Below are 15,683 nucleotides of genomic sequence, written 5' to 3'. Positions count from 1 at the left end.
ACACGACTCTCTTTTATGCTGCGTCATGATAATGTTGTGTTTTGACTTTCTCGATTACATTTACAAACTCAGGTTGTAACCGATGGGATTAAAAACAAAATTTTAACAGTTTTGGTAATGATCCATTGTCCCATGGCGCTGAGAATGTCAAAACATTTATATGAAGAAATTTTGCATTTTCACGGTCTGTAAGAAGAATATAATTTTCAAACATCATTTTCATTATAAAAAAATATCAATATAGAATAAATCTTTATTAACCATATTTTTACTCATTTATAATTTTGTTATAAAAAAAACATATTATAATATGTTTCTTGATGTAATAATTTATGTGTATTATAAAAGTAAATGAGAGAAATAGAGAGAAAAAATGAGTCACAGATAAGGGAGGATGCGCCCCATATCTTGGCTTTGACCCCTAACATAAGAAGTCTACTTGATCCACAAAATACGACGCTGTTTTAAATAGTCTGTACGAAAATAGGCGCATTCTATTTTACCGCTGGCCATATGATCTAAAATGGTTTCAGAGCTCCTATAAGAAGCATTTGTTTTTTCTACCAATCACATAAATTAGAGAGAAACCTATGCGCGCATGCTGCAAGTTTATTTTTTTCTCATGTAAATCACTATGCAATTCTCAGCGAGGGTATCTGATAAGTTGCAAAAAAATCACTGAGAGATAGAAGGCGTGCTTGTTTTAGAATTTTCATTACTTTTAACGATAAAAGCAGATGAAACACATCTGTAACATCTCATCGATCTTTTCTATATTCTTGAGTTAAAAATTGCCTATAGATCATCCTCAAACAGATCTTTATGAATATAGCATAAGGGATCGATGCGAACACCTATAAGAATCAGCAGAGACAAAGACAGTTATATTATTGTTTTACAAAGCATTTTATAAAAGCTGGTATATTTTTTCAATATATTACCAGTCTATTAATGGTTTTATGATATTACTTTCTTATAAAGCGCGTGCTTTTTGTTGCTTATAAATCAACCTAAACTTTATACAGCAGTATGTTTGAGACAAATATGAAGACGGTTCAGTGCTGTATTCAGTTTTGTATGCCAGAGTAGAATAAGCTTATCTGCTTGTGTAATTTTTAAAATGAGGAGACAGCTTAATTTAGGGGGGGGAATATGAAAGCATCAAGATAAAAAATAGATTCTGTCTTTAGCATCATCTTTTAATTTAGTATTGCAATTTTCAAAAACATCTGAGCCAGTGTCTCTTACATAATGGCGATTAAGCATTGCCGAACACATTTTTTTACGTTCTTTGAATAGAATTGCATCTCTCATACAAAACAGAATACCTAAACAGAAGGCTATTGGGTTGCCAATTTACGCACTTTTTTTAAAAAATATCTTGCAAGGTTGTTCCAACTATTTATTCACGCAGTCGTTTATAAGTAGTATAACATAAAATCCATTGTGTATCGCCATCTTTATGCTTATAAAAATGCAAGCTGGGGCCATCATCATACTCTCTTTCAGTCTCCAACATTGCAACAATTATTGTGTTGAGACTCTTCATAAGAGGCATTTTTTCTTCAAGTGGTTTTTATTCATACACTAATTCTACTTGCATGTTATAAATGAAGTTGGATAGATAAAAATACTTTAAGAAAAAGACACCAAATTCTTCTTATGAATCGTTTCAAGTGTCGAGAGTTATTGTAAAAGAAGCATTGAAAAATAGAATGCTACTGCTGACAGTTTGGGCACCATGAGGCAATAAATCCACTTACTTTATCTATCTTAGAATCTATAGAGTATAAATTTCTCTGTAAAAGTAACTTTATTTCATATCAATGTTATCAATTATAGCTGTTGGAGCATCATTAGTAACATAATCATAGACCTACGATTTTATGAACTCTTTTTTATCTCTTTTATAGAAGATCTTAATGTTTTGTGATAGCATCAATGATGGTATTCACATTGTGTTCCATCATATCGAGATAAGTTGCTGCAGGGCCATTTTTGTTTGACAATGCATCAGAATAAAGTGTTCCACCAATTGTTAAACCTGTTTCTTTTGCAATCTGTTTTATGAGACGGGGATTAGAGATATTTTCAACGAATAGGGCAGTTGCTTTATTCGCTTTAATTTGTTTTATAAGTTTAGCAACATCGGCTGCGGTTGCTTCAGTTTCTGTTGAAGCACTTTGAGGGGCAAGGATAGTAAAACCATATTCCTTGGCAAAATAGCCAAAGGCATCATGAGATGTGATAATGATACGTTTATCTTTAGGAATGGTAGAAATTTTTGTTTTCAGGGTATCTTGTGCTATTTTAAGTTTTTGGATGTAGGTTTCGGCATTTTTTTTGTAGCTGGTGCAGGATTGTGGATCGATTTTACAAAAAGCAGCAGCGATATTTTTCACATAGATTTTGACATTGGGAATTGTTTGCCAAGCGTGTGGATCAATAACGCTATGGTGGTGATGGGCATTATGTTCTTGATTTTTCATTTTGAGAGAGGGAATGTTAGCGCTAACTTCGACAAGAAGTGCTTTTGTACCGCTTGCTGTAATGAGGCGATCAATGAATCCTTCTAAATGAAGCCCGTTGATGAAAATAATTTGAGCATTTCTAAGCGCTTGAGCATCATGGGGGGTAGGTTCATAAGTGTGGGTATTCGCATTTGGACCTACAAAAGTAGTCATAGAGATATGGTGGTCTCCTACATTTTTTACGAGATCTGCGAGAATAGAAAAGCTCGCAACAACTTTGATTTTATTGTGTGCAGAAGCAGAAAATGGAGAAAGGGCAAGCAATAAGGCTCCAAGAATAACAAATTTTTGAGCAAACTTAGGCACATTTTTTTCCTTAAAGTGAGGAGGTATAAAAGAGGTGGGGAAACCATGTTACAATAAAGCCACGTGGACTTATCAAACAGGAAACGAGATAAATAAATCCTGCGGCAATGATGATAGCAGGGCCGGAGGGAAGTGAAAGATGAAAAGAAAGCAGGAGACCACATACGCTAGAAATGATTCCAAAAAGAGTGGAAAGCGCGCAAATAGGGACTAGCCGTGAAAACCAAAAACGGGCTGTAATGGCTGGAATCATCATAATACCAACGGAAAGTAATGTTCCTAGTGATTGAAAGCCTCCAACCAGATTCAACACCACAAGTCCAAGCAATGAAATATGAATATATTTACTCAATGGAGAGAGTGATTTAAAAAAGAGGGGGTCAAAGCTTTCTAAAACGAGTGCACGCCAAAAAATACAAAGGCTGCATAGTGTAATCAGCATTATAGTAGCGATTAACCAAAGGGCTTGTGCATCAAGTGCAAGAACCGATCCGAATAAGAGATGAAGCAGCTCAATTGTTGAGTCTTTCAGTGAGATAATAATAACACCTGCCGCGAGTGCAATAAGATAAAAGACGGTCATGGATGCATCTTCTTTCTGAAAGCTGTTTCGTGAAATCAAAATGGTTGCTAAAGCAACAATAAGACCAGCGAAGATGCCACCAAGTGTCATAGATATGAGGGAAAAACCACAAATCAGAAAAGCAGTTGCAACACCAGGAAGAATGGCATGAGAAATAGCATCTCCTGTCAAGCTCATTCCACGGAGCATCAAAAACACACCAACAGGACAAGCGCTAATAGACAGAAAAATAGAACCGATAAGGGCGTTTTGCATAAATTGGAAATCAACAAAGGGGGCAAGAAAAAATGCATACACGTCTTATACCTAAGTAAGAAAGAGAGGATCATTGATGGGAAGATTTTGTTTTTGTGCGCTAATAGGGAAAGAATTGGATGTGAGAGGTGGCATAACGTGATGAATGGTGTTGTTTAAAAACTGTGTTGTTTCTCCATAAAAGGCGTTTTGTTGATCAATTTGAATCATTTGGGGGAAAAATTCTTGCACGATGAGAGGATTATGGAGTGCTGTGAGAATTGTGCGTCCTTGCTGTTGCCAGTATGTGATCAGTGCAAGAAGGTCTTTTTGGGTATTATGATCTACACCATTGAAAGGTTCATCAAGTAAAATAATATTGGCATCTTGTATAATGATACGTGCAAAAAGAGCGCGTTGCAATTGCCCGCCTGATAATGTTTCAAGCGAACGGGATGCGAGTTCTGTAAGCCCAACCATTTTAAGAGCATTTTGAATCTTAGAATCATAAGGGCGCTGATTCTTCCATAATCCACAAAAAGACCACAGTCCTGTTTTTACAAGCGTTTTCACATCAATTGGAAATGTTTGATCTATATTACATTGCTGAGCAAGATAAGCAATGCAGCTTTTTTTTGGTTTTGTAATTTTTCCTTTAAGAGGTTTAATCAATCCGGCGATAGCTTTTAGCAGTGTCGATTTTCCAGCGCCATTATCACCTGTTATTGCAACCAATGAACCAGCTTTTAATTTTGCTGAAAAGTTCTTTATTGCTATTCTATTCCTATAGCCTAATGTTGTCTTATTGAAGTGCAGATCCATATTTTTTACCATCGTTGCTTATTATTTTGGAAACTATGTAATAATATAACGTTTGTCAACAAAATGTTATATTATTACATAGTTTTGAGTACTGAAAATTTTAGTGGGAAGATCGTGGAAAATTAAAAATAATAATTGAATTCACCTTGACGAAAGAGAGAGAGTATATACTATATATAGTATCAAAATGATTGGTGATTCTAAATAAGCACAAGAGAGGGTGTTAGTGTGTTTCGTTTGGTATCTAAGTTATTTCCATTATTGTAAAGAGTTTATTGGCCAAAGGTATAGCAGTATTTTTACTGAAGGGTCTCTTTTGGAGGGATTTCCTTTCGTTTTTGTAATTGATTTTTGCCGTAAAAGAGCAAACAGAGCTCTTGAAAAACGGTAGTTTAGAACATTAGTTTTTTAGACAGCAGGAGGGAATTGTAATGCAAGCAAAAGATTGTTTTATAACTAGGGGGCTTTGCCATTTAAGTTGTAGAATAATCGCTTATTCTCATCATAGTTTTTGAAGTTATTTGATGAGGAATTCTGTTATGTTCAGGAAGCTGTGTATTATTTGAAAATAATCACATGTTTTGCGTACAATTTCTGTTTTTTGTTATTCTTGAGTACCTATAAAATTATTAGATTGACCTTTCAGGGTTGATTGTTTGGAATTGTGAAAGTTGAAGAAAATGTCGATCACTATTTATAGCAAACCATCTTGTGTCCAATGTGATGCTACACGCCGCGCTTTTGATGCAAAAGGCATTCATTATCGTGTTGTTGATATTTCCTGTGATGAACAAGCATACAGTTTTGTTCAATCTCTGGGGTATCGTCAGGTTCCTGTCGTTGTTTGTGGTGAAAATCATTGGTCTGGTTTTAGACCAGATATGATTAGTGGTCTTTGTGCTTAATGGGGCTTATTGTTTATTATTCGAGTGCAACGGGTAATACAGAACATTTTGTCTCGCAGCTTGGTCAACGACTCTTCAAAATTGATAAAAGAAAGCCTTCTGCATTGGTTGGTGAACCTTATGTATTGGTTGTTCCTACATATGCAGATGGTGAAGGAAGAGGGGCCGTGCCGAAAGCCGTTGTCCAGTTTCTTAATGAAGCTGAGAACCGAAAATTAATTTGTGGTGTTATTGGCGGTGGGAATCGTAATTTTGGTCGCTATTATAATTTAGCAAGTAAAATTATTGCTGAAAAATGTTGTGTACCTTGCCTTTATCGTTTTGAGCTGCGTGGAACTGATGAAGACGTTATTTATGTAAAAAAGGGATTGGAAAGATTTTGGAAACAATTAGCATAGGACAATCGCAGAAATCGGATCAGATTACTGATTATCATGCGTTGAATGCAATGCTTAATCTTTATGATGAAAATGGTCATATTCAATTTGATATGGATCGGCTTGCTGCGCGGCAATATTTTCTTCAGCATGTTAATCAAAATACAGTTTTTTTTCATAACCTGAAGGAAAAAATAGATTACTTAATAGAAGAAGGTTATTATGAAAAAGCTTTATTTGAGCTTTATGATTTTTCTTTTATTAAAAAGCTTTTTAAACGTGCTTACGCATTTAAGTTTCGTTTTCCTACCTTTTTAGGCGCATTTAAGTATTATACCAGCTATACACTGAAGACTTTTGATGGAAAACGTTATCTTGAACGTTATGAAGATCGTGTCTGTCTTGTAGCTTTATATTTGGCACAAGGGAATAAAGCTCTTGCTGAAAGTTTTGTGGATGAAATTATTACAGGACGTTTTCAACCGGCAACACCGACATTTTTAAATGCTGGGAAAAAACAACGAGGTGAATTGGTTTCGTGTTTTTTGCTACGTGTTGAAGATAATATGGAATCGATAGGTCGTTCGGTTAATTCGGCTTTGCAGCTTTCAAAACGTGGTGGAGGTGTAGCGCTTTGTTTAACGAATTTGCGGGAAGCTGGGGCGCCAATTAAGCAAATAGAAAATCAGTCCTCAGGTGTTTTACCGGTGATGAAACTCTTGGAAGATTCTTTTTCTTACGCCAATCAGCTTGGGGCACGACAGGGGGCTGGAGCTGTTTATTTGCATGCTCATCATTTAGATATTATGAAGTTTTTGGATACAAAGCGTGAAAATGCTGATGAAAAAGTTAGAATCAAAACGCTTTCGCTTGGTGTCGTTATTCCTGATATTACTTTTGAGCTTGCACGGAATAATGAGGATATGTATCTCTTCTCATCGTATGACATCGAGCGTGTGACAGGTAAGCCCTTTAGCGATATTTCTTTAACGGAGCATTATCGTTCTTTTGTTGATAATGCAAAGATTCGTAAAAAGAAAATAAGTGCACGCGTTTTTTTCCAGACATTAGCGGAAATTCAATTCGAGTCGGGTTATCCCTATATTTTATTTGAGGATACTGCTAATCGATCGAATCCGATAGCTGGGCGCATAAGTATGAGCAATTTATGTTCAGAAATTTTGCAGGTGAGTGAGGCGAGTGAACTGGAGACAGATTTAACTTATCGCACGATTGGAAGTGATATATCCTGTAATCTTGGATCCATGAATATTGCCAAAGCAATGGAAAGTCCTGATTTTGGACAGACCGTGGAATCTGCTGTTCGTGCTCTGACTGCTGTTTCGGATATGAGCAATATTGCTTGTGTGCCTTCCATTGCGAAAGGCAATGCTGAAAGTCATGCGATTGGTTTGGGACAAATGAATTTGCATGGGTTTCTAGCGCGTGAGCAGATCTATTATGGGTCTCCAGAAGCGATTGATTTTACCAATATCTATTTTTATATTGTGACATATCACGCCATACGGGCTTCCAATTTAATTGCGCACGAACGTCAAGAAATGTTTGCAGGGTTTGAAAAATCAGCTTATGCAGATGGACGTTTTTTCGAAAAATATATTGAAAAAGAATGGAAACCGCAATTTCCACTTGTGCAAGAGCTTTTTGCACGGAATAATATTGTTATTCCAGATCAAAAGGATTGGCAGGAACTCAAAAAATTAGTTATTGAGTATGGGCTTTATAACCGCAATTTGCAGGCAGTTCCACCTACGGGATCTATTTCCTATATTAATCATGCCACTTCTTCCATTCATCCAATTGCTTCAAAAATTGAAATTCGCAAAGAGGGAAAAATTGGGCGCGTTTATTATCCTGCTCCTTATATGGATAATACGAATTTGAATTTTTACCAAGATGCTTATGAGATTGGTCCTGAAAAAATTATAGATACCTATGCTGCTGCAACACAGCATGTTGATCAAGGTCTTTCATTAACATTATTTTTTCCTGATACAGCGACCACACGTGATATTAACCGCGCACAAATTTATGCTTGGAAAAAGGGAATCAAGAGTATTTACTATGTACGATTACGGCAAGTAGCATTAAGTGGAACAGAAGTTGATGGCTGTGTTTCGTGCAGTTTATAGGAGATCATCATATGACAAAGATTACAACCAAAAATCCTGTTGTGTGCGCTGTTAATTGGAATAGATTACATGATGAGAAAGATCTTGAAGTATGGAACCGCTTAACTGGGAATTTTTGGTTACCTGAGAAGGTTCCACTTTCCAATGACATTCCTTCATGGTCAAGCTTAACGGATGAAGAACGTAAGCTAACGATTCGTGTTTTTACAGGACTAACGCTTCTCGATACAATTCAAAACACTGTAGGAGCCATTTCGCTTCTGGCTGATGCGATAACGGAGCATGAGGAGGCAGTTTTGACGAATATTGCTTTTATGGAAGCTGTTCATGCACGTTCTTATTCCTCTATTTTTTCAACCCTTTGTTCGACGGTAGAAGTTGATGATGCGTTTAGATGGTCAGAAGAAAATATTCATTTGCAGAAAAAGGCTAGATTAGTACTTGAGCGTTATGAAGCAAATGATCCACTTAAGAAAAAAATTGCTTCGACTTTGCTGGAAAGCTTTTTATTTTATTCTGGTTTTTATTTGCCCATGTATTGGGCCAGTCGCGCTAAGTTGACCAATACAGCAGACCTCATTCGACTAATCATTCGTGATGAAGCAGTCCATGGTTATTATATAGGTTATAAATTCCAATTGGGCTTTGCAAAGCTTGATGAAGCCAAAAGACAAGAAATTAAAGATTTTGCTTTTAACCTGCTCTTTGATCTTTATAACATCGAGTGCAAATATACTGAAGATCTTTATGATGCGCTTGGATTGACAGAAGATGTTAAAATTTTTCTTCATTATAATGCTAACAAGGCTTTAATGAATTTAGGTTTTGAAGCTCTTTTCCCCCCTGAGGTTTGTCGTGTTAATCCCGCTATTTTGGCGGCTTTATCACCAAACTCTGACGAAAATCATGACTTTTTTTCAGGAGCAGGTTCTTCTTATGTCATTGGCAAGGCTGTTGCTACTACGGATGATGATTGGGAATTTTAATGTTTGCATGCAAATAGAAGTGCGCGGGGTATTCCACTTAGATCTTTGCGCACTTCTAAACATTGAAAACCATTTTTTTCAAACAAATTGCAGGCTTCATTTTCTTGAGAGAAACCAATTTCAACAGCGACATAGCCGTTTTCTTTTAAGTAATTGGCTGCTTCATGGGCGAGTTTTCGATAAAAATCAAGTCCATCTTCCCCTCCTATCAGAGCGCGCAATGGGTCATGTAAGCGCACTTCTTTTGCAAGTTTTTTGATATCTTTTGCGGGAATATAAGGTGGATTGGAAACAATAAAATCAAAGCGATCTGTGACAGAATCAAACCAGTCGCTAAGAAGAGGTGTGAAGCGGTGTGCTACTTCAGCATTTTTTGCATTTTTTTTCGCTGTTTTAAGGGCATCTTCAGAAATATCGACTGCCACCGCATAGGATTGGGGAATTTGTTTAAGGAGTGCAATAGCAATGGCGCCACTTCCTGTTCCCATATCAAGGAATGTTGTTCTTCTCGAATTTTCGACCTGTTTTTGGAGAAAAGGGAGAACAAGATCTATCAGCGTTTCTGTATCAGGACGAGGTTCTAACGTCTCTTGAGACAATGTAAAAGATATACCATAAAATTCTCGTACTCCTATAATACGGTAAACGGGTTCGCCTGCAATACGCCGTTGTAAAGCCTGTTCTATTTGTATAATATGCTCAGAAGATAGATGCATATCTGGTTTAGAAATTCTTTCAGCAGCATTTATTCCTGTTATCCATTCAACGAGTATTTTCGCATCGAGATCGGCTTCAGCAATCCCTTTCGTGCGCAATTTTTCTTGCATTTGTTGGATAACATTCTTGAAAGAATATTTGCTCAATTATTATCCATTTCCATTAGCAGTGTTGTTTGATGATCTGAGATGAGTGCATGAAGAAGTTCATCAAGATCTCCCTCTAGAATGCGATCAAGCTTATACAAGGTTAAATTAATACGGTGATCCGTGACACGTCCTTGTGGAAAATTATAGGTACGAATACGTTCTGAGCGATCACCAGAACCAACTTGGCTTTTACGAGAAGCTGAACGTTCACTTTCCGCTTTTTGTCGTTCGATATCGAATAAGCGTGCCCGTAAAATTTGAAGGGCTCGTGCTCGGTTCTGATGTTGTGATTTTTCTGCTTGTACGACCATAATTCCTGTTGGAATATGCGTGATACGAACAGCTGAATCCGTTGTATTAACATGCTGTCCTCCTGCTCCGGATGCACGCATTGTGTCGATACGAATATCTTCAGGACGAATATCAATATCAATATCTTCAGCTTCTGGAAGCACAGCAACGGTAGCAGCAGATGTATGGATACGCCCACCTGTCTCTGTTTCAGGGATGCGTTGCACACGATGAACCCCCGATTCATATTTCAATTTAGAAAAGACACCTTTTCCTGAAATGCTAGCAATAATCTCTTTATATCCGCCAACTTCCCCCTCACTAAGTGAAATAACTTCTACTTTCCAATGGTGAGCATGGGCATAACGTTCATACATGCGGAAAAGATCACCGGAAAAAAGTGCTGCTTCTGAGCCACCCGTTCCTGCTCGAATTTCAACAATAGCGTTTTTTTCATCAGCAACATCTTTAGGCAATAACAGAATTTGGAGTTCTTTTTCAAATTGCTCCACTTTTTTATATAACGATGGTAGCTCTTCTTGGGCAAGATTACGCATCTCTATATCTGTTTGTTTATCGTTGATAATCGTTTCTAATTCTGTAATCTCTTCGTAAAGAGCATTTAATGCGCGTATAGAGGTAATAACGGGTTGTAGTTCTGCATATTCAGAAGCTAATTTGACATATGTTTCAGCATTTGGATTCGTCGTCATTTGGCTTTCAATTATTTCAAAGCGTTTTTCAAGCTGTCTCATACGATCTTGTGGCAAAGAAACCATGATAATATTGGCCTAATTTTTCATAATACAATTTTTATAATATTTTGTTGCAATGATTTTTTGTTATAATATTGGCAATGAATTACCGTATAGCATCATACAAAGAGGGGTAATAAAGCAATTCTTTTTTTTTGCCAATGAAAACTATTATATTTTAAAGGTAAATTTTTATAAAATTTGATTTGCCTGAGGTATTTTATCTAATGATATATGATTACTTTTTTAAGAGTTTTTTTTTCCGTAAAGTTCAAGGCGGTGATGAATAATATCATAGCCAAGGGATTTTGCAATTTCCTCTTGCAGCTTTTCAATAACATCAGAATGAAACTCGATAACTTGTCCTGTTTCTATATCAATGAGATGATCATGATGTTGCCCATCTGCTTGCTCAAAACGAGATGGACCACCACTAAAGCTATGGCGATGAATTGTTCCATTTCCTTCTAATATTTTCATGGTTCGATAAACAGTTGAGAGTGAAATATTCGAATCTATTTTGTTTGCACGCTGAAAAATTTCAAATGCATTAGGATGATCATTTGTATCAGTCAAAATATCAAGAATAACTCGTCGTTGACGTGTTACTCTTAAACCAGCTGTGCGCAATTCTTGCTCATAATTTCGCTTTTTATTCATTTGCATAATTTGCTTTTCAAACAAAGGCTCCATGACAGTGTTTGTATTTTTTTTCTGAACCGCAAGGACAACGCTCATTACGTCCAACTTTTCCCCATGTGGTTATATCGTTAGGGTCACGATCTTGTGGATTAACAAATCTATTTTCTTGTGATCGTGCCCATAAGGTGGGAGCATTTTCTTGACTTTGATCATTAAAGACAGAAGAAGCAGCATCAGTTTGCTCAGGCATGGTCGGTTCTGTGGGGTGTTGAATGATTTCAAAGCGCATAAGCTTAGAAGTGACAATTCGGCGCAAATTTTTCAACATACTTTGAAAGAGTTCAAATGATTCTGTCTTATATTCATTGAGCGGATCCCGCTGCGCATAACCACGAAACCCAACAACAGAACGCAAATGGTCTAAACTCATCAGATGTTCACGCCATAACGTGTCAATAGTTTCGAGCAATACTGCTTTGTGAAAATAAGCCATAACTTCTGGAGAATATCGTTCAGTACGCTCATTTTCAAGTTTTGTAACAGCATCTGATACACGCTCTAGAATTTGCTCCTCGGCAATTCCATCTTCTTTTGCCCATTCTTCCACTGGAAGCTCAAGATTAAAGAGTTGTTGAAGCTCTTCTTCGAGAGTTTTTGCATCCCATTTTTCAGAATATGTCCCTGATGGAATATAAGCTTCTACGAGATCCTCTACGACTTCATTGCGCATTTCAAGGATCATTTCTGATAAATCATCTGCGTTCATAACCTCCATACGCTGTTCAAAAATAACCTTGCGTTGATCATTCATTACATCATCATATTTTAGCAGATTTTTACGAATTTCAAAGTTTCGTGCTTCGACCTTTTTTTGCGCTTTTTCAAGGGCTTTATTAATCCATGGATGGATAATAGCTTCATTTTCTTTCAATCCAAGTTTTTGCAGCATACTATCCATACGGTTAGAGCCAAAGATACGCATAAGATCATCTTGAAGAGAGAGAAAGAATTTTGAGCGACCAGGATCGCCTTGGCGACCAGAACGTCCACGAAGCTGGTTATCAATACGACGGCTTTCATGACGTTCAGTAGCGATAACGTAAAGCCCTCCAGCCGCTAAAGCTTTTTCTTTAAGCTTCTGAACATCTTTTTTTATTTCTTCAATTTTAGCTGTCCGCTCTGGACCTTCGGGGATATCCTGTAACTCTTGTCGGATGCGCATTTCAACATTACCACCAAGCTGTATATCCGTACCGCGTCCTGCCATGTTGGTTGCAATAGTGAGAGCTCTAGGAACTCCTGCTTGCGCAATGATATATGCTTCTTGTTCGTGATAGCGAGCATTTAAGACTCTAAAATCGGTAATGCCTTCTTTTCGCAAACGCTCTGCCAATTGTTCTGATTTTTCAATAGAGGTTGTTCCAACAAGAATAGGCTGTTCTTTTTCGTGTGCTTGACGGATATCACGCACAATTGCCCGATATTTCTCTTCTGCTGTTCGATAAATCTCATCATCTTCATCAATACGTTGTATTGGCAAATTGGTAGGGACTTCGACAACGTCAAGACCATAAATATTTCTGAATTCTTCGGCTTCTGTTGTTGCAGTTCCAGTCATGCCAGATAATTTTCTATACATACGGAAGTAATTTTGGAAAGTGATGGAAGCAAGTGTCTGGTTTTCTGGTTGAATAGCAACATGCTCTTTAGCTTCTAACGCTTGATGAAGTCCTTCAGAATAACGCCGCCCAGGCATCATTCGCCCTGTAAATTCGTCAATAATAACGATTTCATCATTGCGAACAATGTAATCTTTATCACGAGCAAACAGTTTATGAGCTTTTAGAGCATTATTGACATGATGAACGATAGCGACATTTTCTATGTCATAAAGACTCTCACCTTTAAGATGCCCAGCTTGTTCGAGCATTTTTTCAATTTTTTCAGTACCAACTTCGGTAAAGGTCGTTGTTTTTTGTTTTTCGTCTATTTCATAGTCTTCTGGAGTTAAGGCAGGAATAAATGTATCAATAAGGTTATAGAAGTCAGTACGATCTTCTAGAGGACCAGAAATAATAAGGGGGGTACGGGCTTCATCAATAAGAATCGAATCAACTTCATCAACAATTGCGTAATGATGTCCACGTTGGACCATTTGACTATGATCGAAGGCCATATTATCACGCAAATAATCAAAACCTAGTTCATTATTTGTGGCATAGGTAATGTCGCATGCATAGGCCTCTCGGCGGGCATCACTATCAAGATCATGAAGAATCACGCCTGTTGTAAGCCCTAGAAAACTAAAAATTTTCCCCATTGTTTCAGCATCACGACTGGCGAGATAATCGTTTACTGTCACAACATGAACGCCTTTACCTTCCAATGCATTGAGATAAATTGGTAGAGTTGCCATTAATGTTTTACCTTCACCAGTACGCATTTCAGCTATGCCACAGTCGTGAAGGACCATTCCACCAATAAGTTGCACGTCAAAAGGACGCATGTCATAAACACGTTTTGCGGCTTCACGAACAGTCGCGAAAGCTTCTGGTAAGAGCAAATTAACACTTTCACCTTCACTAAGACGTTTACGAAAGGCATCTGTTTTTTGGCAAAGCTGCTCATCACTTAATTTTACGAATTGTTCTTCCAAAGCATTAATTTGTGCAACTTTTTGGCGGAGTGCTTTGAGATGTCGCTCATGAGCTGAACCAAAAAACTTACGGGCAAAAACACCTAAACTGACCATCTCTGGCCCTTTCTTTTAATTGTTGTCACTCTTGTTGGGTAATTCATATGCTCTCCCCATACTCTACATTTCCTTCAGGTTGTCTGATATCATTGGAGACATCATGAAATGCAGATGGTACCATTATACTTGCTGGTGTGCAATTTTTCACTCTAATTGTAAAGTAGAGATAAGAGGCTAAGCGCTTTATGTCAACTTTAAGTATGCTATTTAACTGATACAATACAAAGTAATTTAAGATACAATATGTCATTTTTCTCTATTATCATGCTTTTCATCTGCATTAGATAGGATTGGAGAAACTGAGATAAAAGGATAATTTTATACTTTTTTAAAATAAATTACTAATTTATTTCTCTATGTTTAAAGATTAAAGTGTTATGTTAAAGAAAATTGGAATCTTGAACCTGCCTTCATTTTTAAGGAGTATATTTATGAAATTTAACTTTATCGCGCTTTTTTTAGCATCAACTTTATTGGCAAGTACAAGTTTAGGGGTGAGAGCCCAAGAAGGTTTGAATTCATCGTCGAATGATTTAAAGACTTTGGAGAAAGCTTCTGAAAAAGCCGTTTCTCCTTCTCATGTTATGGCGGTTATTGATGGGAAAAATATTACAGCAGGCCAATTGGATGATTTAGCACTTGAAATAAATCCTAATTTAGCACGTTTTCCTGATGAACAACGTCGTATGATGGTTCTAAAAGCTTATTTAGATATGCAGGCACTTGCAAAAGCAGCAAGAAGCAAAGGTCTTGATAAGACAGAAGCTTACGATAAACGTATGGCAGTCATGCGTGACAATGTTCTTCAACAGCTTTATTTTAAACAGGCGATTGTTGACAAAATATCGGATACTGATTTGGAAGCTCTTTATAAGCAAGAAGTTGCTGCTTTACCTAAAGAGGATGAGGTTAAAGCGCGTCATATTTTGGTCAAAACGAGAAAAGAAGCAGAAGCTATCATTAAGCATTTAAATAAAGGCGAAAATTTTGAAGAGATTGCAAAGAAAAGTTCAACAGATGGTTCTGCTGCCGTTGGGGGTGATCTTGGTTATTTTAGCCATGGTCAAATGGTCAAGCCTTTTGAAGATGCTGCATTTGGTTTGAAAGTTGGCGAATACACTAAACAACCCGTTGAAAGTCCTTTTGGTTGGCATATTATTAAATTAGAAGATCGTCGTGTAAAACAACCGCCTGCATTTGATGATGTTAAAGAGATGTTGCGGACACAGCTGATAAAAAAGCGCTATCAAGAACTAATTGTTGATTTACGTAGCAAGATAGATGTGAAATACCCTGATCCTAATGTTACAAAAATCATGGAATCGCTTCATCAAAATGGGACGCTACTTCCCGATGAAACATCTGATGAAGAAGATACGGAATAGCTAGGAAAAATAGGTGGATAGCCTCTTTAATAGATAATTTGCTAGGTTAGTTTTGTTCAAAAAGCCTAGCAGTTTTCTATGAGAGGTTATTG

Annotated in this window: 12 protein-coding genes; 5 read left to right on the top strand and 7 right to left on the bottom strand. The window is 37.1% G+C overall.

Annotated features, from left to right (window positions below; genetic code table 11):
- Positions 1 to 1,919: 1,919 nt before the first annotated feature.
- From ACFIO5_RS03310 to ACFIO5_RS03300, 3 genes are read right to left on the bottom strand one after another with little or no spacing between them, the layout of a single operon-like run.
- Entirely contained in the window at positions 1,920 to 2,837 is a 918-nt protein-coding gene (locus ACFIO5_RS03310) for a metal ABC transporter solute-binding protein, Zn/Mn family (protein ID WP_375634595.1), read from the bottom strand.
- A 10-nt stretch (positions 2,838 to 2,847) separates the two neighbouring features.
- The gene (locus ACFIO5_RS03305; RefSeq protein ID WP_375618061.1) at positions 2,848 to 3,717 is read right to left on the bottom strand and encodes a metal ABC transporter permease; all 870 of its coding nucleotides are present in this window, start codon (positions 3,715 to 3,717) and stop codon (positions 2,848 to 2,850) included.
- Positions 3,718 to 3,726: 9 nt separating this feature from the next.
- Positions 3,727 to 4,476 (bottom strand): ABC transporter ATP-binding protein, encoded by a 750-nt coding sequence (locus ACFIO5_RS03300; protein WP_375634594.1) that lies wholly within the window; start codon positions 4,474 to 4,476, stop codon positions 3,727 to 3,729.
- A 680-nt stretch (positions 4,477 to 5,156) separates the two neighbouring features.
- Here ACFIO5_RS03300 and nrdH point away from each other — a divergent pair.
- The 4 genes from nrdH to nrdF are packed head-to-tail and all read left to right on the top strand — an operon-like array spanning position 5,157 to position 8,897.
- Positions 5,157 to 5,381, top strand: coding sequence for a glutaredoxin-like protein NrdH (gene nrdH / locus ACFIO5_RS03295; protein ID WP_005774163.1), 225 nt, complete (start codon positions 5,157 to 5,159; stop codon positions 5,379 to 5,381).
- Entirely contained in the window at positions 5,381 to 5,779 is a 399-nt protein-coding gene (nrdI, locus tag ACFIO5_RS03290; RefSeq protein WP_375618059.1) for a class Ib ribonucleoside-diphosphate reductase assembly flavoprotein NrdI, read from the top strand. Before nrdH ends, nrdI begins: the two co-directional genes overlap by 1 nt.
- Positions 5,761 to 7,911, top strand: coding sequence for a class 1b ribonucleoside-diphosphate reductase subunit alpha (gene nrdE / locus ACFIO5_RS03285; protein WP_375618058.1), 2,151 nt, complete (start codon positions 5,761 to 5,763; stop codon positions 7,909 to 7,911). The genes nrdI and nrdE overlap by 19 nt, the downstream gene beginning before the upstream one ends.
- 11 nt (positions 7,912 to 7,922) lie before the next feature.
- Entirely contained in the window at positions 7,923 to 8,897 is a 975-nt protein-coding gene (nrdF, locus tag ACFIO5_RS03280) for a class 1b ribonucleoside-diphosphate reductase subunit beta (protein WP_273722534.1), read from the top strand.
- On the opposite strand, the gene prmC is transcribed toward nrdF, so the two are convergent.
- The 4 genes from prmC to secA all read right to left on the bottom strand — a co-directional run bounded on the left by prmC (position 8,894) and on the right by secA (position 14,203).
- On the bottom strand, positions 8,894 to 9,760 hold the full coding sequence (gene prmC, locus ACFIO5_RS03275) for a peptide chain release factor N(5)-glutamine methyltransferase (RefSeq protein ID WP_375634593.1): 867 nt from the start codon (positions 9,758 to 9,760) through the stop codon (positions 8,894 to 8,896). The two genes, nrdF and prmC, sit on opposite strands and share 4 nt — an antisense overlap.
- Positions 9,757 to 10,833 carry a peptide chain release factor 1 gene (gene prfA / locus ACFIO5_RS03270; RefSeq protein ID WP_375627655.1) on the bottom strand — a complete coding sequence of 359 codons (1,077 nt, stop codon included), beginning with the start codon at positions 10,831 to 10,833 and terminating at the stop codon, positions 9,757 to 9,759. Before prfA ends, prmC begins: the two co-directional genes overlap by 4 nt.
- A gap of 222 nt (positions 10,834 to 11,055) precedes the next feature.
- Positions 11,056 to 11,547, bottom strand: a complete 492-nt coding sequence (locus ACFIO5_RS03265; protein WP_375618055.1) for a Fur family transcriptional regulator — start codon at positions 11,545 to 11,547, stop codon at positions 11,056 to 11,058.
- Positions 11,486 to 14,203, bottom strand: coding sequence for a preprotein translocase subunit SecA (secA, locus tag ACFIO5_RS03260; RefSeq protein WP_375633952.1), 2,718 nt, complete (start codon positions 14,201 to 14,203; stop codon positions 11,486 to 11,488). Before secA ends, ACFIO5_RS03265 begins: the two co-directional genes overlap by 62 nt.
- A 434-nt stretch (positions 14,204 to 14,637) precedes the next feature.
- Here secA and ACFIO5_RS03255 point away from each other — a divergent pair, with 434 nt between their 5' ends.
- On the top strand, positions 14,638 to 15,591 hold the full coding sequence (locus ACFIO5_RS03255; protein WP_375633953.1) for a peptidylprolyl isomerase: 954 nt from the start codon (positions 14,638 to 14,640) through the stop codon (positions 15,589 to 15,591).
- Positions 15,592 to 15,683 lie beyond the last annotated feature (92 nt).

The organism is Bartonella sp. AA86SXKL (assembly GCF_042196885.1).
This window is presented reverse-complemented; position numbering and strand designations above follow the sequence as displayed.

What these genes read in the sequence shown, in the direction of transcription:
- ACFIO5_RS03300 (WP_375634594.1), bottom strand. Translation starts at nt 4,476, where the DNA reads ATGGATCTGCACTTCAATAAGACAACATTAGGCTATAGGAATAGAATA.
- nrdH (WP_005774163.1), top strand. Translation starts at nt 5,157, where the DNA reads ATGTCGATCACTATTTATAGCAAACCATCTTGTGTCCAATGTGATGCT.
- nrdI (WP_375618059.1), top strand. Translation starts at nt 5,381, where the DNA reads ATGGGGCTTATTGTTTATTATTCGAGTGCAACGGGTAATACAGAACAT.
- nrdF (WP_273722534.1), top strand. Translation starts at nt 7,923, where the DNA reads ATGACAAAGATTACAACCAAAAATCCTGTTGTGTGCGCTGTTAATTGG.
- prfA (WP_375627655.1), bottom strand. Translation starts at nt 10,833, where the DNA reads ATGGTTTCTTTGCCACAAGATCGTATGAGACAGCTTGAAAAACGCTTT.
- ACFIO5_RS03265 (WP_375618055.1), bottom strand. Translation starts at nt 11,547, where the DNA reads ATGAGCGTTGTCCTTGCGGTTCAGAAAAAAAATACAAACACTGTCATG.
- secA (WP_375633952.1), bottom strand. Translation starts at nt 14,203, where the DNA reads ATGGTCAGTTTAGGTGTTTTTGCCCGTAAGTTTTTTGGTTCAGCTCAT.
- ACFIO5_RS03255 (WP_375633953.1), top strand. Translation starts at nt 14,638, where the DNA reads ATGAAATTTAACTTTATCGCGCTTTTTTTAGCATCAACTTTATTGGCA.